The 21158-nt window shown below is 49.1% G+C and carries 10 protein-coding genes and 2 pseudogenes; 8 read left to right on the forward strand and 4 right to left on the reverse strand.

Annotated elements, in window-relative coordinates; translation table 11 throughout:
- Window positions 1-1240 precede the first annotated feature (1240 nt).
- Window positions 1241-3843: pseudogene (locus EV202_RS04055) on the reverse strand (TonB-dependent receptor).
- A gap of 814 nt (window positions 3844-4657) precedes the next feature.
- Here EV202_RS04055 and kduI point away from each other — a divergent pair.
- From kduI to EV202_RS04070, 3 genes are all read left to right on the forward strand, one after another.
- Window positions 4658-5500, forward strand: a complete 843-nt coding sequence (gene kduI, locus EV202_RS04060; protein ID WP_131925618.1) for a 5-dehydro-4-deoxy-D-glucuronate isomerase — start codon at window positions 4658-4660, stop codon at window positions 5498-5500.
- Window positions 5501-5551: 51 nt separating this feature from the next.
- Window positions 5552-6355 carry a gluconate 5-dehydrogenase gene (locus EV202_RS04065; RefSeq protein ID WP_131925620.1) on the forward strand — a complete coding sequence of 268 codons (804 nt, stop codon included), beginning with the start codon at window positions 5552-5554 and terminating at the stop codon, window positions 6353-6355.
- 140 nt (window positions 6356-6495) lie between these two features.
- Entirely contained in the window at window positions 6496-7728 is a 1233-nt protein-coding gene (locus EV202_RS04070) for a DUF4861 domain-containing protein (RefSeq protein ID WP_131925622.1), read from the forward strand.
- 13 nt (window positions 7729-7741) lie between these two features.
- Here the strand turns inward: EV202_RS04070 and EV202_RS04075 are convergent, their stop codons facing one another.
- Both EV202_RS04075 and EV202_RS04080 read right to left on the reverse strand, forming a co-directional pair.
- Complete coding sequence (locus EV202_RS04075) at window positions 7742-8398, reverse strand: polysaccharide deacetylase family protein (protein ID WP_106069400.1); 657 nt, start codon at window positions 8396-8398, stop codon at window positions 7742-7744.
- A gap of 89 nt (window positions 8399-8487) precedes the next feature.
- Window positions 8488-11838: a glycosyltransferase family 117 protein gene (locus EV202_RS04080; protein WP_131925624.1), complete on the reverse strand. Its 3351-nt coding sequence runs from the start codon at window positions 11836-11838 to the stop codon at window positions 8488-8490.
- 1227 nt (window positions 11839-13065) lie between these two features.
- Here EV202_RS04080 and EV202_RS04085 point away from each other — a divergent pair.
- Window positions 13066-13359, forward strand: coding sequence for a DUF6804 family protein (locus tag EV202_RS04085; RefSeq protein ID WP_131925626.1), 294 nt, complete (start codon window positions 13066-13068; stop codon window positions 13357-13359).
- Between the two features lie 21 nt (window positions 13360-13380).
- Window positions 13381-13959: a hypothetical protein gene (locus tag EV202_RS04090; protein ID WP_131925628.1), complete on the forward strand. Its 579-nt coding sequence runs from the start codon at window positions 13381-13383 to the stop codon at window positions 13957-13959.
- 160 nt (window positions 13960-14119) lie between these two features.
- On the opposite strand, the pseudogene EV202_RS04095 reads toward EV202_RS04090, so the two are convergent.
- A pseudogene (locus tag EV202_RS04095) lies at window positions 14120-14617 on the reverse strand (porin family protein); the annotation flags it as partial.
- A gap of 208 nt (window positions 14618-14825) precedes the next feature.
- On the opposite strand from EV202_RS04095, the gene EV202_RS04100 reads away from it, so the two are divergent.
- The 3 genes from EV202_RS04100 to galB all read left to right on the forward strand — a co-directional run bounded on the left by EV202_RS04100 (window position 14826) and on the right by galB (window position 21150).
- Window positions 14826-15944: a Fic family protein gene (locus tag EV202_RS04100; protein WP_131925632.1), complete on the forward strand. Its 1119-nt coding sequence runs from the start codon at window positions 14826-14828 to the stop codon at window positions 15942-15944.
- 258 nt (window positions 15945-16202) lie between these two features.
- Window positions 16203-18530 carry a glycoside hydrolase family 20 protein gene (locus EV202_RS04105; RefSeq protein ID WP_131925634.1) on the forward strand — a complete coding sequence of 776 codons (2328 nt, stop codon included), beginning with the start codon at window positions 16203-16205 and terminating at the stop codon, window positions 18528-18530.
- A 142-nt stretch (window positions 18531-18672) separates the two neighbouring features.
- Window positions 18673-21150 carry a beta-galactosidase GalB gene (galB, locus tag EV202_RS04110; RefSeq protein WP_394364506.1) on the forward strand — a complete coding sequence of 826 codons (2478 nt, stop codon included), beginning with the start codon at window positions 18673-18675 and terminating at the stop codon, window positions 21148-21150.
- Window positions 21151-21158 lie beyond the last annotated feature (8 nt).

Genomic DNA, 21158 nt, shown 5'->3' on the forward strand with positions numbered 1-21158 from the left:
AAAGTGAAACGAGTTAGACATCATCCGTTTATTGAAAGAGTTCGGTATTGCACCGGACTCTTTCCTTTTAACCGTGACCAGAATGCTGTATAATCCCATCAAGAGAGTCAAACCGTGAGAAAGCCTTGTCAAGCATATCGTAAATCTGTTCGAAGTTAAGAGATTTTGGGATATTATCTCATCATTGAACATATCCAAGACCGGCGAAAAATAGAGTTTGACAGAACCGATATTTATCTGTGTGACGCCCATCATTTGCGGCTTGGAGCTTCCACAATAAAATCCCGATTGATGATATTTGGCGCTATCCTGCCGACCTCGCCTTTGTATGGGCGGTAGCGGACTTTACGGATTTCGCTTTTAAGCCTCATCCATAAGTTGCTGCACGGTCTTATGCTTTAACGTAAACAGCGATTGTGCATTTCGGCAATCACACAACGATAACCATGTCCACCTTTATGCTCATAAGAATCAATTTAACAGCCTTTTTTTCATCAGCATACTTGCCTGCGGTTTTTAGACGCTTAAAAGGCAGCAGAACATGGAACAAGCCATCTTTTTTAACCCCAATAATAAGTCGAGAGGATAACCGGACCTTAGTTCGTCTCTCCATGAGCCAAAGGAACGTCTTTTCCAGAATTATACGTATTACTTCCTCCTTTAATTTAATCGTAGGACGGCAATGTGGTTGTTATTCCAATCCGGAACGTCCATATTTGTCCCACATTCCCTCACCCATGCCAATATCTCTGTTTCATTGATATACCTGAGTCCGGGATAAGAAGTTGGTCGATAGCCTCACCCGGAGAGTTGTATTTTAAAGTCAAAGTTTATTGGTTATCAAATATTTAACCCTATCCTGCCAGAGGCTTGTGTCTGACGGCTCAAACACTTGTGGCTGTCACGACAAAGGCTTGCGGCTGTCAAAACAGGGGGGAGGGTGCTCGGCGTAAAAGGCTCTCTTCTGACTAATCGCTGTAAACCGATGTATTCAGGAAATATCCGCCCGATAGGATACTGCCCCTCATCTTTAGCAAAAGCAACCGTCTATACCGTGTACTCAGGTATTGATATGATACTCCTTAGATAAATGGGCGATGGCTTCACCCTGCTTTACTTGACATATCATCTATTACAAGTCGTTGTTCATAACTGTACTTCATAAAAGCACACCCCAAAAGTTTTTGTCTAACTTTTGGGGTGTGCAGTTCTGTTCAAACATCCGTAGCTTCGCAATCTATCAGAAGCTATATTTGCACCCTACATAAATGGAGCGCGGCTGAGTAGGTCCGTAGATATATCCACTGTCGCGTCCGGCGCCGCGATCGAAATCTTTCTGGAAAGAGTTGAAGATATTCGTCAATCCGGCATACAGTTGCAACTTGGTAGCAGTGAACAACCGGAAATCATAAGAAATCTTTGCGCCCAAATCGAAGAAGGAAGGCGTAGTCTCCAGTTCGTCCCAATGAGGAGCAGCGCCCGAAGCATCTGCCACGGCTGTACGTTTCTTGGCATCGAGGGCGGCAATGTCCGACAAGGCAGATCCGGCTCCCCACTCGATGACATGAGGCACTTTCATCTGTCCTGTGAAAGTACCGGTCAGCGCAATGTTCAACGGATTGACGGGATTCCACCCAAAGGTGAAGTAACCGTAAGCATTGGGTGTGCGGGTCATGGCTCTGTCGGTCTGTCCCTCGTTCACGAATTCTCCTTTTGCGTCTTTTTGGAAGTTCGAGCCGTTCACTTCGGGTTGGTCTCCCGACGTCAGCGTCGTACGCTCGCCCCACTCTTGAGGAGAGTCGTATTTGCTTGAAGCCAACGTAAATCCGGCCTGCAACTGCACGCGGCGATAGGCCATTCTGGTTTCAAGGTTCACACCGAATATCTTTGCACCTTCACCATTGACACGGTTGTAACGCTTGATGCCGTCATGCTGGTCGGCCTGCACCTCTTCACCGAAAACGTCTTTCAGTCGAGTATAGAATCCTTCGGCAAGCAGGTTGATATGAAACTCCCCGAAGCTGTGATATGTATCCGCACTGACACTGAACGAGTGGCTCACCTCCGGCTTCAGTCCGTCGATATTGGTGATTTTCTTGGCTTCACCGCCGATTACGGCCACGTGCAAATCTTCGTCGAATACTTGCGGGGCACGGAAGCCCTTGGCATAAGTAGCACGCAGGTTGATGTCTTTAGTAGGATTGAAGCGCAGGGTGGCACGAGGGCTCACAATAGGATTATCCACCTCAGAGTGTTCGTCCAAACGAGCACCCAACAAGAGGCTCCATTTCGCATTCTTCCATTCCACTTGAGCAAACTGGCTCCAGTTGTTGATGCGCTGGTCTGTTTCGGGATAGAGAGGAATAAGATTTCCGTTCTTGTCTTTCACCGGCGTGCCGTCTTCGTTCTTTGCCGGTGTCCAGCTACGAATGGGCATTTTATCTTTCAGCATGTCCCGCGTGTATTCGGCCCCGAACAATACCTGTGCCGGCATGAAAAGGAATTTGTCGAAGTCGTATGAATATTGCACACCGCCCATGTAAGTACGACCTTTCGTCACACCGTCATTCTCACCGTAATACTCTTTAGGAATGGGATATCCCAACTTGCCATATTCATTGCCCGTATCGTCCAGTCCATCCAAAGCACCGATACCGCCATAGTAACTCTTGCGATTCACAATCTGTCCCGACACATAGCCCTGAAAGTGATGTTTCGAGTCGGCCGAACGGAGGTCGTATTTCAGGTTTCCGCTATAAATCGAGTGGTCGGTCTGTTCGGCCACGGATGCCACATGCTCCGGCCAATCCAGATGATCGCCACCGCGACGGAACTCTTGAATACCGTGTATCTCAGCTGTCAACCGGCTGTAGTCCGACGTACGCAGGAATGTATGAATACCGGCCGAACGGGAATCTATCTTACCTATTTCAGAGAAGCCGTCACCGTCTTTATCCCACGGATTACGTGTACGCATCTGTCCGAAGAACATGGCGCCCGTCCGCTGGTCATCGCTCACGATGGAACCGTTGAATGCAAGGTTGTTGTCCATTCTCTTCATACCGGTGAAGCCCAATGACTCATTCAGACTAAACGAGTTCTGCGTGGGCTCTTTGGTGATGATGTTCAGCACACCGGCAATGGCCGAAGAACCGAAGAGGGCGGAACCTCCTCCACGCACCACTTCTACACGGTCTATCATGTTGACCGGAATCTGCTCCAGACCATATACGCCCGCCAACGCACTGAAAATGGGGCGGGAATCTATCAGAATCTGAGTGTAACGTCCGTCCATACCGTTGATGCGCACCTGATTGAAGCCGCAGTTCTGGCAGTTGTTCTCCACGCGTACACCCGGCTGGAAAGCAAGTCCCTGCGAGAGGTTGTTAGCGTTGGAAGAGCTGAATAGCTTGCCGTCAATGACGTTCACCAACGTGGGCGCCAGACGACGGGTTGTCTCCGTACGGTTGGCCGAAACGACCACGGCATCCAAAACAGCAACATCTTCTTCGAGAATAAAGTTGACTTCCTTTGTAACGGTTCTCTCCAAAACCACATCTCGTTCTTGTGTCTTATAACCTACGGCTTTCATCACAATAGTCTTGGTTCCCACCGGAAGAACCATTAACCGATAGTGTCCCGTATATGATCGGAAACGGTCCCGATCGTGGTTCCTTTAATGAAAATACTCACTCCGGGAACATGTTCGCCCGTAACCGATTCGATGATATGTCCTACAATGTTGGCATCTGTCCTCACTTTCTTATTGGAGTCTTCCGCATGCAGAGAAAGTGTTGCCAAACAAAAGAATACAATTAAATTAAATAATCTCATATTGATAATATTTTTATTGTTTTTAAGCACGAGTATAGTATACGTGCTTTTTTTGGGGGTGCAAAGTTAAATACTATAAATATTCCCGCAAACTTTTCTTGATGAAAAAATGAATCATTCAAGTTGAAAATTAGCAAAAGTATCCGTCGGCGGAATAATTATAACGCATACCCGATCTCTTCATGAAATTATTATCAGCCGATCTCGAAGAATGAAGCAATTGAACAAACTGACCCTGATTCCTGCTGATGTGTTGATAAAGAAACAGGATAATATATTTACAAAAAAAGTCCTTTTTCTTTTCCTTTTGAGAACGAAAACAGCGTTGTCTTTTCTCACTCCTATACTGATGTGGCATCAGTCCTATACTGATCTACCCCCTCGCCAGAAGGGGTTCTGGCGAGGGTAGGAGATTGTATCCTGATGATTGGCTAAGAAAGACGGATTGGTTTGGAAATTTTGTTACAACGTCCCTCTTCTTGGGGCTATTATCGTAGCTTAAGGTGTTTCATGAAATTATAAAGCATGTAATCGTGCTGAGAATCGAAGAATGTAATTTAGAGCCTGTTTATTAAACTTTATTCAATAGCATTCTAAGGATGCCGGTTTTACCCGGCACTATACATGAATTTGTGTGCAGCCTCCCGCAAATACCCATTTATAGGTGTCCTCGTTCTTCTGAAATAGCCCTTTGAACGATAATGCTATATAATTGGTACAAATTTATGGTACTTCTCCGTTTTCTTTTGCTACATTTGTACCGTGTACGCAAACGAAGAACTATTGATGGTCGAATCCATAACATATAAAATGTCGCAGAATCATGAAAACAAACTATGAAATCCGCTATGCCGCGCATCCCGATGATGTTAAAGGCTATGATACGAAAAGAATCCGACGCGATTTCCTTATAGAAAAGGTGTTTTCTCCGAACGAAGTCAATATGGTATATTCCATGTACGACCGTATGATAGTGGGAGGTGCCATGCCTGTGGGCGAGGTGTTGAATCTGGAAGCCATCGACCCGCTTAAAGCACCTTACTTCCTGACTCGTCGCGAGATGGGAATCTTCAACGTGGGCGGACCGGGAGTGGTGAAAGCGGGCGATGCCGTATTCAATCTGGACTACAAGGAGGCGCTCTATCTGGGTTCGGGCAACCGTGAAGTGAGCTTCGAGAGCAAGGATGCCGCCCTTCCGGCCAAATTCTATTTCAATTCCCTGCCGGCACATCGCAACTATCCGGACAAGAAAGTGACGAAGAAAGACGCCATCATTGCCGAGATGGGAGCTTTAGAGAGCTCCAACCACCGTTGCGTCAACAAGATGCTGGTCAATCAGGTACTGCCCACCTGTCAATTGCAAATGGGTATGACCGAACTGGCAGCGGGCAGCGTGTGGAACACCATGCCGCCGCACGTGCACAGCCGGCGCATGGAGGCTTATTTCTATTTCGAGTTGCCCCAAGAACATGCCATCTGTCACTTTATGGGCGAAGTGGACGAAACACGCCACATCTGGATGAAAAACGAGCAGGCGGTGCTCTCTCCCGAATGGTCTATCCACTCGGCCGCTGCCACGCACAGCTACACCTTCATCTGGGGCATGGGAGGAGAGAATCTGGACTATGCCGATCAGGACTTCTCACTGATTACAGATCTGAAATAAAGCATCAGAACCGTTTTGAACTTATATTCTTAAACTTAATAATTTAACGTTATGAATCCGTATTTGAATTTTTCTTTAGAAGGTAAAGTAGCCCTTGTCACAGGTGCTTCTTACGGTATCGGTTTTGCCATCGCTTCGGCTTTTGCGGAGCAAGGTGCGACAATCTGTTTCAACGACATCAATCAGGATTTGGTAGACAAGGGTCTGGCCGCTTATGCCGAGAAGGGCATCAAAGTACACGGCTACGTATGCGACGTGACCGATGAACCGGCCGTTCAGGCCATGATAGCCCGCATCGAGAAAGAGGTAGGCTCGGTAGACATCCTCGTGAACAATGCCGGCATCATCCGCCGTGTGCCCATGCACGAGATGGAAGCTGCCGATTTCCGTCGTGTCATCGACATCGACCTGAACGCTCCGTTCATCGTATCCAAGGCCGTACTGCCGGCTATGATGAAGAAAGGGCACGGCAAAATCATCAACATCTGCTCCATGATGTCCGAGCTGGGACGCGAAACCGTGTCGGCATACGCTGCAGCCAAGGGCGGCTTGAAGATGCTCACCCGCAACATCTGCTCCGAGTATGGCGAATACAACATCCAATGCAACGGCATCGGGCCGGGCTACATCGCCACTCCGCAGACGGCTCCGCTGCGCGAAAAGCAGGCCGACGGAAGCCGCCATCCATTCGACTCTTTCATTTGCGCCAAAACTCCGGCAGGCCGTTGGTTGGATCCGGAAGAGCTTACAGGTCCTGCCGTGTTCCTCGCATCGGAAGCGTCGAACGCCGTGAACGGACATATCCTCTATGTAGACGGCGGCATTCTGGCATATATAGGCAAACAACCGAAATAACAACAAGAACGGGGTGTGTAAACACACACCTCTTTGATATTCTTTCAGGCACGGATTACACGGACTTCACGGGTTTTATTTATAAAGAGACCGTGTTTTTCCGGGTCATCCGTGCTTTTTTAAGATAAACAATTCAATCCATGAAGAAACTTCTTTTATTATGTCTGGCAGTTTGGTGCTGCTCGGCATGCAGCGAAAACAAGACCGTCACCGTCACGGTGACCAACCCGCTGGAAATGGAACGTTCCGGCGAGATGGCAGAGGTGTCTATGGCCGAAATATCTTCCCGGCTGAATTTGTCAGATACGGCACAAATCGTGGTGTTGAACGCCGAAGGCGAACAAGTGCCCTATCAAGTGACTTACGACGGAACACTTATCTTCCCCGTTGCGGTGAAAGCCAACGCCTCGGCTGTCTATACCATCCGTACAGGTGTTCCCGCCGATGTGCAGGTAAGGGCTTGCGGACGGCAATACCCGGAGCGCATGGACGACATGGCTTGGGAAAACGACTTGGTGGCTTTCCGCGCATACGGTCCGGCTTTGCAGGCAAGGGGCGAGCGCGGCTTCGGCTACGACCTGTTCACGAAACGCAATACCACAGAGCCTATTTTGGAAAGTCTCTACGAGAAAGAGGTAAATAAAGAGGTACGTGCCAACATCGCCGAACTGAAGAAAACCGACCCCAAGGCTGCCGACGAGTTGAGCCGTTCCATCTCTTATCACGTCGACCACGGCTTCGGTATGGACTGCTATGCAGTAGGCCCCACGCTGGGAGCCGGTGTGGCGGCGTTGATGGTGAACGACACCATCGTTTATCCGTGGTGCTACAAGACGCATGAGGTGCTGGACAACGGGCCGTTGCGCTTCACGGTGAAGATGGAGTTCACTCCGCTGAACATCGAAGGCGACACCACGGTGATAGAGACACGTCTGATTACATTGGATGCCGGTTCGCATCTGAATAAGACCGTCATCTCTTACACCAACCTGAAAAAGGCTCTGCCGGTGGTTACAGGCATTGTGCTGCACGAACCAGACGGTGCCGTGGTGGCAGATGCGCCAAACGGTTACATCACTTACGTAGACCCCACTACGGGCCCCGATAACGGCAAGATATTCATGGGAGCCGCTTTCCCCGCTCTTGTAAAAGAAGCCAAGACCGTGCTCTTCTCCGCCGAGGAGAAGAAGCGACGCAATGGCGCCGACGGGCATGTACTGGCCGTCAGCCACTATGAGCCGGGTACAGACTATGTGTATTATTGGGGCTTTGCATGGAGCAGGGCAGACATCAAGACTGCCGATGCATGGAACCGCTACATGGCGGACTTTGCGCAGAAAGTACGCAACCCTCTAACAGTTGAGGTGAAATAAAAGAGTCTCCGCATTACAGCGCCTTGAACTCGTAGCCCTCTTCTTTCAAGAAGTCGATGGCACGAGGCAAGGCGTATTGCAGGTTTCCGTTACACCACGACTTCAATGAATCGTGGAAAGTGATGATGGAGCCGTTTCGGGCATATCTCATCACGTTGGCCAGCACTTGAGGGCCGCGCAGCTTCTTACTGTAATCGCGAGTCACCAAGTCCCACATCACTATCTTGTAAGAGCGTTTCAGCTTCAGGTATTGCGCGGCGAACATATGTCCGTGAGGGGGACGGAACAGCAACGGGAAGAGCACTTTCTCCACGTTGCAGTTGATGTCTCCGCCCATCTCCATAAAGATGCGTGCCTGCTCCGTGTTGCCCAGATACTTCTCGGCCGTGTATTCAAATCCCCGAATATGGTTGAACGTGTGATTGCCGATGCGGTGTCCGCGTTCCACCACCATGCGGAACTCTTCAGGATGCTTCCGTATGTTGTCGCCCACCATGAAGAAGGTGGCTTTGATATCATCCTTATCCAGCAAATCGAGTACCCAAGGAGTCACTCCGGGAATAGGACCGTCATCGAAAGTCAGGTAAACGGCTCTTTCGTTAGGGTCCATCCGCCAGATGGCGCCGGAATATAGCTTGCGGATAAATTCGGGAGGTTGCTCTATAAACACGTGGGATAGCGGTTAATGATTAGCGGTTAGTTAGTAGTGATTAGCGGTTAGCGGTTAGTAGTAGTTACCAATCACTCACCGCTAACCGCTCATTTCATTCTTTCTACATACATATTATACAGCCTTTCCACTTTGGGGGTGTAGATGTCGGCCTGTTTGGAGTTATACTGCTTCATGGTCTTGACCTCGGCATCGAGCACCGCCCAATGGTATTCAAACTCGCGGACTGAGATGGCAAAGCGGTTGTCGTCCAGACTCATGTACCACGTCATGTATTCCACCGACTTGTCGGCAAGGGCTTTCGCTATTTCGTCCGCCTTGGCGGTTTCGCCCAGTTGGTAATAGGCTTCGGCCATCTGCATGGCGCCGTTCTGCCAGTCGTATGGCACGTTGCAGGCAGGAATCATTTTCTCGACATAGTCCAGTGCAGCCTTTGCCTTGTCTTTTTTCCCCTCGCGCATCAACTGCTGGATGAGCTGGGAGAAGATGCGTCGGTGCGAGTAGCACATGCGCATGGCGTTCTCGTCGATGTAGATGCCCGGCTTGTCGATGCCGCCGAACTTGAACTTATTCATCAGGTTGTCGTACATCTTTTCCGAATCTATCTTCACCCCCGTCTTGTCCGTATCGAACGGTGTGAAACGGTAGGTAAGTCCCTCTTGGATGAAGTGGTTGCCCATGTTCAACTGGTTCTCTTGACCAACGCTGACCGCAATGTAGATGGGGCGTTCCCAGTTGGCTTCGCTCAGCATCTCGAGCATCATCAGCTCGCTCTTGTAGAGGGCGCGTTTGCCTTTCAAGGAGATGTGCATGTAGTCAGGGATGCTGTCTCCCGGAATCATCATCCCGCTGCGGCGCACCGCCTCCTTATCCACCTTGACGACGATGCTGTCTGTCGGAATTACCTTCAACTCGTTGTCTTTGGGCGAGCGTATCCAGTGCTTCAGGATATTCTTAAGCTCGTAAGGATTCTCTCCGAACTCTTTCTTCACGTTTATCAAGGCTTCCGGGTTACCTCCCAATGCCTGCTTCTCGGCCTCGGCATAGAGTTGGTTGATGCTTTTCTTGTATTCCGGATGGATGGGGATATACTCGTTGGTACCCTCCACATACTCCATACGGTCCCAAGTGATGGGCAGCGACGGACTGTTATAGGCCGGTCGTTTCATCTGGTCGATGTACCAGTCGGTCTGCAAGTAAGAGAGGTTGCACGTGCGGGCATCGGTGCGGAAGCCTTCCACCTCCTGATTGTACCACAGGGGGAAGGTGTCGTTGTCGCCGTTGGTATAGATGACGGGGTTGCCCGACTCTTGAAGAGACATCAGGTAGTTCTGTCCGAAGTCGCGCGCCATGTAGCGGTCGCTGCGGTCGTGGTCGTCCCACGTCTGGCTTGCCATCTGTATGGGCACGAGGAGGCAGACTGCGGAAGCAAGGATGCCGGCCGGAAGCTCCTTCATCTTGGTGTAGTGGCGCAGCAAGCGCACAAGTCCCGCCACACCCATACCTATCCAGATGGCAAAGGCGTAGAACGAGGCGGCATAGGCGTAGTCGCGTTCGCGCGGCTGGCTTGGTGTCTGGTTCAGATAGAGCACAATGGCGATGCCGGTCATGAAGAAGAGGAAGAACACCACCCAGAACTGCCGGATGCCTTTCTCTCCCCGATAGGCTTGCCACAGCAGACCGATGATGCCCAGCAGCAAAGGCAGACAGAAGAAGACGTTACGCCCTTTGTTCTGCTGCAACTCCTGCGGCAGCAGACTCTGGTCGCCCACCAGCAAGTTATCGATAAAGGGGATGCCCGTAATCCAGTTGCCGTGCTCAATCTCTCCGCTACCCTGCAAGTCGTTCTGCCGGCCCGCAAAGTTCCACATGAAGTATCGCCAGTACATCCAGTTGAGCTGGTAGGAGAAGAAGAACTTGATGTTTTCCCACTGCGTGGGCATGTTCACCATCACCATGTTGCCGCACTTGTCGTAGGGCACGTCGTATCCCTTGATGTCTTGCCATGCACGGTACTGCTGCGCGTGTGTGCTGCTGTACATACGGGGGAAGAACATGTTCTGCGCATATTCGTACTCGATGCGTCCCGGAATTTCGATATATGCGTCTTTCTCGTCGGGCGTGGCCTTCTCCTTACGGATGAACTTCGTGCCTTGCGTCTGGATGCGTGGCTCGCAATAGCCGTCTTTAGGGTTCACGTCGAGCGCCACCTGCGACGAGAAGGCGGGGCCGTAGAACAGCGGACGCGTGCCGTACTGCTCGCGCCCCAAGTACTCGCCCAGCGTGAAGATATCTTCCGGAGAGTTCTGGTCCATCGGCGTATTGGCTGTGGAACGAATCACAATCAGCGCATACGAGGAATAGCCGATGACAATGAGCATGGTGCACAGCAGCGACGTGTTGAGCGTGCGTGCCGAAACACGGAACCTCTCCTTGAGGCGCGCCTGCGTCTTCGGGTTGAGGTAAAGCCAAAGGGCGGCGATGACCAGCACACCGATAGCCACCGCACTGCCTCCGTGTCCGTAGAACGGGATGCCCAGCATGCCGATGGTGAGGACGAACGAAAGCGCCATACGCGTCTTGTTCGCCTCGGCGTAGCTCTCATATATTCCCCAGACGAGGGCGGCCGCCAGCAAGACGATGTACACGATGACACCGCTGTTGAAAGGCATGCCCAGCGTGTTGACAAAAAGCAACTCGAACCATCCGCCCACCTTCACGATGCCGGGCACAATGCCGTAGAGCACGGCAGCCACCAGCACCATCGAGGCTGCGAGGGCCAGTAACGAACCCTTGGCATCGGCATCGGGCGTTTTCTTGTAGTAATACACCAGCACGATGGCAGGCAGACAGAGCAGGTTGAGCAAATGCACGCCGATAGAAAGCCCCGTGAGGTAAGCAATCAAAATCAGCCAACGGTCGCTGTGAGGCTCGTCCGCCACATCTTCCCACTTCAGTATCAGCCAGAACACCACGGCGGTGAACAGCGACGAGAAGGCATACACTTCGCCCTCCACGGCACTGAACCAGAAAGTGTCGCTGAACGTATAGGCCAGTGCGCCTACCAGTCCGCTACCCATGATGGTGACAAGCTGTCCGCGTGTGATGTTGTTCTCGTCCGTCACCACCAATTTGCGCACCAAGTGCGTGATGCTCCAGAAGAGGAACAGGATGCATGCGCCGCTCATCAAAGCACTCATGTAGTTCACCATGCGGGCAACGGTGGAAGCGTCGCCGGCGAATTGCGAGAACAAATTGGCCACAAGCATGAAGAACGGTGCGCCGGGCGGATGTCCCACTTCCAGTTTATAGCCGGTAGTGATAAACTCCGGGCAGTCCCAAAAACTGGCAGTCGGTTCAATGGTCAGGCAATAAACCGTTGCCGCAATGAGGAATGTAATCCAACCCATCAGGTTGTTCACTGTTCTGTACTGTTTCATTCGGATGAAATTCGTTATTTGTTATTTCTTAATAATCAACTGTTTGTATTCCGTTTGTCAGACACTTGTGTTTGACTTTTCAGAGGCTTGTGCCTGTCGCGGCAGATGCAACCGTCTCGACAGACACGGCTGCAAAGATAATGATTTCATCCTAAATCAGTGACAAAGAGACGCATTATTAGGATAGGTTAAAAAAAACAGGGACTGATTTTGCAGTGGCGGAGGCTTTTCAAAGAAACAGCATGCCGCCATTTATCTTTCAGCCATATCCCTCCTCCGCGGACGGAACGGCCGCGCCCTCAGTGCCCCCGATTTCGGGGGAACTCTTGAGGAGGGGTTATGCTATGCTATGCTGTGCTATGTGTACCAAATGTTACATTTTAAGCCTTAAATGTTACATTTATGACGCTTGACTTTTCAGAATCATGTTCCACCAGAGCACTGCTTTGTAAAGAATTAACACCAATCTGCCATCAAGTGATTCCCCTTGCGAGAGATACCTGTAGGTGGGCTTCGGTGGAGATATATCTCCACCGTGCTGGATGTATATGCGGAGCGCACTGCATCTATAGTTCCAGCACGGGGAATCTATATAGCGAGCCGAAGTGGGGATAATCCCCTTGTAAGAGGTAAAAAAAATCCTTCAGCAAAAGGAATCTGCCATAAAATAAATTTCGCTTGGACTTACGAGCATAGCGGCAAGCGTTTGAAAGTTACAATTGGGTAGTATAAGTTTAACTCTTTTATCGCTATATTTCTAATAATCAAAAAAGCATTGATTGAGTTATATCGAATTCAAGTATTAAGGATAAATTTTAAAAGATAGAACTTGATTTCGAGGAATAATTCTCTTTCTCAAAATAGAGATTTATTCAATTTTGCCAAACTTAATTGTCAAAATAAAGATTAGCAAAAACTTTTGTTATTCAAACTTTTTTTAATAGTTTTGTAACCGAAGTTAAGAAGCGTCTTTAGCTTCAATATTTTGTGAAATGATATTGTAAGAAGCGTTGTGCTTCATTCTTGTTCTTGAAAACCTAGGAAAATTTGAGTGTCACATGATGCTAAAAGCGCAGCCACCTATAAGCTCGCCTGCCTATATGTCATCTCCTCTACTTGACCTGATACCTAAAGTCAGCGGGGTTATTCTAGCAGTGATACCTGAATGTTTTATTTTCGACATAGCATGGTATTGGATATTTTTAATAAACGCAAGAGGATTGAGCTATGACTAAATTACAATTTATATTAGCCATTGCTCTATTATTATGTTTAGCCCCCATGCCCTATGGGTACTATATTTTAGTACGATATGGCAGCGCCATTTTATTTGGAACAATGGCATATCAATATTATTTAGAGAAAAAAGAAAATCTAGCTTTAGTATGGGGTACTTTGGCAATATTGTTTCAACCTATTATAAAAATATCTTTAGGAAAGACAATATGGAATATTATAGACGTTTTGGTAGCAATAATCTTGTTTATGATTATCTTGTATTCTAATAAAAAAGAAAAATAAACCTTCAAAATAAAGTATGATATGACAGCACAGGTTAGAGAAAGATTAATTTATAACAATGAAGAGTATTCTCTTGCAACAGAACCGTTATCCCCCTATCTTGCAAAGCATAAGATAGAGTTCCCTTCTACTACGACAGCATGTTGGAGAGGATATTGCGGAAAGTGGCTTATTGAAAACAATAAATTATATCTTATAGATTTAAAAGCCAACAGCGGCAAGTTTCTTTTTGATGGTAGAACAGTCGGAATTGATTATTTATTTCCCGGACAGAATAAAGTTTTTGCAGATTGGTATTCCGGTGAAATACGCATCCCGTATGGTGAAATGATGCAATATGTACATCAAGGATATGCCTCATTATATGAAAAAGAACTCTTTTTAACGGTTGAATCCGGAGTCATTGTGGATGAAAGTGAAATAGACAACACCCATTTTTACAATGATAAGAAGGGTATGAAAAAACGGAATCAAGCAGATATCTTTGAAGCTATATTTGGTGTGAAGCCTTTAAGGAGTACTAGAGCGAAAAATCAAAAAAAGAAAAGTTGGTTTAAAAAAGCATGCGAACGACTTTGTAGATTGTGGCGTATAAAATAGAATAAGCCTGCTTCGCGCCCTTACTATCGTATGTGTTGAGAGAGGGAGAAAGGAGCGGCCGAAGCATGGGACACAAAAAAAGATGACGCCGATGCCACCGAGTCTGAAAAGACAAAACCGGAGTCATCCGCGTCATCCGCATCCGAAAAAAAATCATTCACTAAAACTTATATCCGAAGCCCAGATTCAGGTAGATGGGATACATGTTGAACGTAACGGTCTGGAAATCCTTCTTGAATACATTGCTGAAAGCCCAAGTAAAATCGGCATTGACCGAGAAATGGCGGAATGCCTGCCACGTGCCGCCTATCTGTGCCCCGTACTGAAAACGGCGGAGGTCGGAGCTGAAATCATAGGTCGACGACTTGCCGTCCGTAAACTCCACCTTCTCGCCCGTAGGCGTACCTTCCCTCAGATAGCCGTCGCTCACCGAGCCGGAGAAGTCGCCATCCATACGATAGGACACATACATGCCGGCGCGCACCTTCCAACTGCCGTTGAACCGATAATTGGCCATCACCGGCAAGGTGAGGAACGTACTGTTATAGTTCGTCTCCACCCGTCCTGTCCACCGTCCGGCCACCTTGTTGCCGTCGTTCAGTATTTCCGTGCTGTAATTCTTCACCCTTGCATCCGTCTTCATGCCTTTCTCTTCGATGCCTATTCTGTGGATGGAATACTTTCTGACTAAAAGTCCACTTTCTTTAAAGTTGATTTTCTTCAGACACTACTTTTCATGCTATAATATCGTTGCTATTTGAGAACATGTGCAAAAACACCCCTTTTTTGCACATGAAAAGAACAACATGAGCAAAAAAGCCTTATTTTTGCACATGTTGTTCTTATTCATATAAACATATAAAGCCATGTACAAGATTCCGTCTCTTCCATTGCAACAAGACCTTGATACGATTGCCATTCTGAAGCAACTGAACAGGGCCAACCGCAAACTGGCCGAGCTGAAAGGCCTTGCCTTAACCATCCCCAACGAGAATATCCTGATAGATACCTTGGTGCTGCAAGAAGCCAAAGAGAGTTCGGAAGTGGAAAACATTGTGACTACGCACGACGAACTTTATCAGGCAGATGCCAATGCAGAGCATCTGGTAGTCAGCCTTCAGACAAAGGAAGTGCTGCATTATTGTGAAGCCATGAAATACGGTTTCTCACTGGTGCGCAAAAACAAACTGCTGTCCCTCTCTATGATAAAAGAGATACAGAGACGGCTGGAACAGAACAATGCGGGTTTTAGAGCCGTGCCGGGCACATCGCTGCGAAACCAACGGGGAGAAGTGGTCTACGAGCCGCCCCAAGACAAACAGACCATAGAGCAACTGATGGGGAATCTGGAACAATTCTTGAACGACGACGCCTTGAGCAACTTAGATCCTCTAATCAAAATGGCCATCATTCACCATCAGTTCGAGAGCATCCATCCTTTCTATGATGGTAACGGAAGAACCGGACGCATCATCAATATCCTTTTTCTGGTGGTGAAAGATTTGCTCGACTTGCCTATTCTCTACCTGAGCAGATACATCATTGACAATAAAGCGGAATACTACAAGCAGATACAAGACGTCCGCGAGAGCGGCGATTGGGAACCGTGGATATTGTTTATGCTGAAAGGAGTGGAAGAAACCGCCATCGATACCATCCGGTTGGTGAATGAGATTTCTATTTTGATGAAAGATTATAAAGTAAGACTGAAAAACGTGTTAGGAAAAAGCTATCGGCACGAACTGCTGAACAATCTTTTCCGCCATCCCTATACAAAAATCGAATTTATAGAACGAGAATTGGAAGTGAGCCGTTTTACAGCTTCTCGCATTTTGGACAAGATAGTGAAAGAAGGACTGCTGGAGAAAGCCAAAAGGGGCAAAAGTAACTACTTTCTGAACAATGCACTCATCGCATTGCTTGCCAACCAAAAGGAGCATATCGGATTGTCGCCGGAAGAAATCATTGAATCGGTCACAATATAAACATGTGCAAAAACACCCCTTTTTTGCACATGAAAAGAACAACATGAGCAAAAAAGCCTTATTTTTGCACATGTTGTTTGTCATCATATAATCAGACGAAAGAGGAATGTATTGACAAACAAAAAATTGTTTCCCGTGTTGTTTTTGAAGTACAGTCTATATAATCTTAAAAAAACTTATAATAAAACTCGCAAATTAGTGATGTAACGGCTTTATTTGTATAGTAATAAGTAGAACTTTTAACCAAATAACCACCCCATGAAAACATTATTTAAATTGGCAGGAGTATTGGCTATGGCCGGAGTATTGGCTTCTTGTAGTAATGCGAAGAAGACGGTAGCCGATTACCGTATTATCCCTTTGCCACAAGAGATTACCCAAAGTACCGACGGAAGTTTTGAACTTAACCGCAGTGTAAAAATCATCTATCCCGAAGACAACGAAGCAATGCGCCGCAATGCCGGTTACCTTGCCGATTATCTGAAAAAAGCTACCGGAACGGATTACGCCGTTGAAGCCGGTACGGAAGGAAAAGGCAACATATTGCTCATGTCGGGGTTGACCTCCGAAAATCCGGAAGCTTATAAGTTGCAGGTAACGCCGGATGGCGTGACCATCACCGGAGCAAGCGAGGCCGGCGTGTTTTATGGCATCCAGACGTTGCGTAAGTCCATCCCTATGGAAAAGAACAGTGTCCCGGTACTGTCTGCCGTAGAAATCAACGATTACCCGCGCTTCGGCTACCGCGGAGCGCACATTGACGTAGCCCGCCATTTCTTTACGGTGGATGAAATGAAGACCTTTATCGACATGATGGCTCTCCACAACATGAACCGCCTACATTGGCACCTCACCGAAGATCAGGGCTGGCGACTGGAAATCAAAAAGTATCCGTTGCTCACCGAGATAGGCTCCAAACGCAAGGAAACCGTCATCGGACGAAACTCCGGCAAGTATGACGGCAAGCCCTACGATGGCTTCTACACCCAAGAAGAAGCGAAGGAAATCGTTGCCTATGCCGCCGAAAGATACATCACCGTCATTCCCGAAATAGACCTTCCCGGACACATGCAGGCCGCATTGGCCGCATATCCGCATCTGGGATGTACCGGCGGCCCGTATGAAGTATGGACGCAATGGGGCGTATCGGAGGATGTGCTGTGCGCCGGAAACGACAGCGTGCTGACATTCATCGACGATGTTCTGGCGGAAGTAATGGAAATCTTCCCGTCGGAATACATTCACATAGGCGGTGACGAATGCCCGAAAGTGAGATGGCAGTCTTGCCCCAAGTGCCAGGCACGCATCAAGGCATTGGGCATCAAGAGCGACTCCAAACATAGCAAAGAAGAATATCTACAGAGCTTCATCATCAACCATGCCGAGAAATTCCTGAACGACCACGGCCGCCAAATCATCGGTTGGGACGAGATATTGGAAGGCGGATTGGCACCGAACGCCACCGTGATGTCATGGAGGGGTGAAGCAGGAGGTATCGAAGCTGCCCGTCAGAAGCACGATGTCATCATGACGCCCAACACCTACCTTTACTTTGATTATTATCAGACCAAAGACACTGACAACGAACCGTTGGCCATCGGCGGCTACCTCCCCGTCGAGCGAGTGTATGGCTACGAGCCGATGCCTGCCGCGTTGACCGCCGATGAGCAGAAGCATATCGTCGGCGTGCAGGCCAATCTTTGGACGGAATACATTCCCACGTTTTCCCAGCTGGAATACATGGCCTTGCCGCGCTGGGCAGCCTTGGCCGAAGTGCAGTGGACAAATCCAGAAAAGAAAAACTATGAGTGCTTCCTCGACCGCCTGACAAGACTCGTTAAGATGTATAAAGCCGAAGGTTACAACTACGCCACACATGTTTTCGACGTGAAGGCTGATTTCAACATCGATCCCGAAGGAGAAGCCATAAACGTGAGCATGCTCACCATCGACAAAGCTCCCATACATTATACATTGGACGGAACAGAACCTACGGCAGCCTCGCCCGTGGCCGATTCCGTACTTGCAATCAAGCAGAGCTGCGTATTCAAGGCGCTTGCCATCCGCGAAACAGGCAACAGCCGCATGCTGACCGAAGAACTTACCTTCAGCAAGTCTACAGCCAAGCCCATTGTAGCCAAACAGCCCGTAAATGACCAATATCGCTTCAACGGCATCACCACTTTGGTGGACGGACTGCGAGGTAACGGCAACTACAAAACCGGCAAATGGATTGCATTCCACAACAACGATATGGACGTGGTCATCGACTTGCAACGGCCTACGGAAATCTCAACCGTATCTCTCACCACATGTGTGGAAAAAGGCGATTGGATATTCGATGCCCGTAGCTTCATCGTAGAAGTATCGGACGACGGAACCAACTTCACCCGACTGTCCGCCGAAGAGTTTCCCGCCATGAAAGAAAGCGCCCCCAACGGACTTCACGAACATAAATCCACCTTCAATCCCACGACAGCCCGCTATGTACACGTGGTGGCCTCTTCCGAGAAGAGCATACCCGCTTGGCACGGTGGCAAGGGAAAACCCGCTTTCTTGTTTGTCGATGAGATTATAATCGAATAAGCATATAGAAGAAACCTGTATCGAACGGCGTGGAGAAACGGGCGTTAAGCACTTGTCTCTCCACGTTGTCGTTCGATAAAAGAACATAGATGACACTAAGAATTTGCAGAGAATGAAGAAGCATAGAGCAAGCGGAATCATCATGGCCTTTCTGATGGTTTTCCCGCTGTTTGCCCACGCACAAGTACGTGTTCGGCATACTTTTGAGAAAGGATGGAAGTTCTGCCGTGAAGACAACAAGGACTTCAGCCGCAAAGAATATGACGACGCCAAGTGGCAGTCGGTTGTTGTGCCCCACGACTGGGCCATCTACGGTCCTTTCAGCATCAATAACGACAAGCAGCACGTGGCCATCGCTCAGGACGGGCAGAAAGAAGCGATGGAACATGCCGGACGCACGGGAGGACTCCCCTTTGTAGGAGTGGGATGGTATCGCCTGAAGTTCAAAGCGCCGGAGTTTGCTTCGGGCAGGAAGGCTGCTTTCGTCTTTGACGGCGCCATGAGCCATGCCCGCATATACATCAACGGAGAGGAAGCCGGTTATTGGCCCTACGGCTATAACTCTTTCCACATAGACGCCACTCCCTATCTGAAAGCCGGTGAAGAAAACACGCTGGCTGTACGCCTGGAAAACGAAACGGAATCTTCGCGCTGGTATCCGGGAGCGGGACTTTACCGCAACGTCCATTTGGTTATCAACGAGGATGCTTTTATCCCGACGTGGGGAACGCAACTCACCACTCCTGTGGTGAAGAAAGAATATGCCAAGATTGTGTTGAAAACCCGCCTGAACATTCCCGGACACAAGGCTTTTTCGGACTACCGCATCGTCACCGAGCTGAAAGACGGGAACGGGAAAGTAGTAACCTCCGGTGAGAGACAAGGAACAGCGCATGACGGCAATGTATTCGAGCAAGCGTTTGTGGTGAATGCTCCTGCATTGTGGTCGCCCGACTCGCCGACGCTTTATTCGGCTGTTTCAAAGATTTATGAGGGCAGTGTGCTGAAGGATGAATATACCACACCGTTCGGCATCCGTTCCATCGAGATCATTCCGGACAAAGGCTTTTATCTGAATGGAGAGCGCACCCCGTTCAAAGGCGTGTGCAACCATCACGACTTAGGGCCTTTGGGAGCTGTTGCCAACGAGGCCGGCATCCGCCGCCAGATTCGCATATTGAAGGACATGGGGTGCAATGCCATCCGCACTTCGCACAACATGCCCGCGCCGGAACTGATTCGCGCTTGCGACGAGATGGGCATGATGGTAATGGCCGAGTCGTTTGACGAATGGAAGGCGGCAAAGGTGCAGAATGGTTATCATAAAATATTCGACCGGTGGGCGGAGAAGGATTTGGTGAATCTGTTGCATCAGTATCGCAACAATCCGAGCATTGTGATGTGGTGCATAGGCAACGAAGTGCCCGACCAATGGAACGGCGACCGGGGGCCGAAGTTATCCCGTTTCTTGCAGGACATCTGCCACCGGGAAGATCCTTCGCGACCGGTGACGCAAGGCATGGATGCGCCCGATGCCGTGGTAAACAACAATATGGCCGCCGTGATGGATGTGGCCGGATTCAACTACCGTCCTCACAAATATCAGACGAACTACAAGAAGCTGCCGCAACAGATTATTCTGGGCAGCGAGACCGCCTCGACGGTCAGTTCGCGAGGCGTGTATAAGTTCCCGGTGGTTCGCCGCTCCATGCAGAAGTACCCCGACCATCAGGCTTCTTCCTACGATGTGGAGCATTGTTCATGGTCGAACCTGCCCGAAGACGATTTCATACAGCACGAAGACCTGCCTTATTGCATCGGCGAGTTTGTATGGACCGGTTTCGATTATCTGGGAGAGCCTACTCCTTATTATACCGATTGGCCCAGCCACTCTTCCTTGTTCGGCATCGTAGACCTTGCCGGCTTGCCCAAAGACCGCTACTACCTTTATCGCAGCCATTGGAACAAGAAAGAGGAGACCCTCCACATCCTGCCCCACTGGAATTGGGAAGGACGCGAAGGCAAAGTGACGCCGGTGTTCGTATATACCAACTATCCGTCGGCCGAACTCTTCATCAACGGCAAGAGTCAGGGCAGGCGCGCGAAAGACTTGTCCGTCACGGTTGATAACAGTGCGGATTCTCTTTCCATGTCCAACCTCAAACGCCAACAGCGCTACCGGTTGATGTGGATGGACACGAAGTACGAGCCGGGCACGGTGAAGGTGGTTGCCTATGATGAAAACGGCAAAGCTGTGGCCGAGAAAGAGATACACACCGCCGGAAAGCCCCATCACATCGAATTGACGCCCGACCGCCCGCAGATTAAAGCCGACGGAAAGGATTTGTCTTTTGTCACCGTCCGTGTGGTGGACGAACAGGGCAATCTCTGCCCGATGGCCGAGAACGAGATAAGATTCAAGGTGAAAGGCGCTGGCAGCTACCGTGCAGGAGCCAACGGCAACCCCGTTTCGCTCGAATCTTTCCAACTTCCCAAGATGAAGGTTTTCAGTGGAATGATGACCGCCATTGTCGCTTCCTCCGAAACTCCGGGAAAGATTACGCTGGAAGCCACCGCCAAAGGATTGGCGAAAGGTGTGCTGACGATTGAAAGCAAATAAAAAAACAA

This window comes from Prevotella heparinolytica (genome assembly GCF_004342845.1).
In the GTDB taxonomy this organism is placed as follows: Bacteria; Bacteroidota; Bacteroidia; order Bacteroidales; family Bacteroidaceae; genus Bacteroides; species Bacteroides heparinolyticus.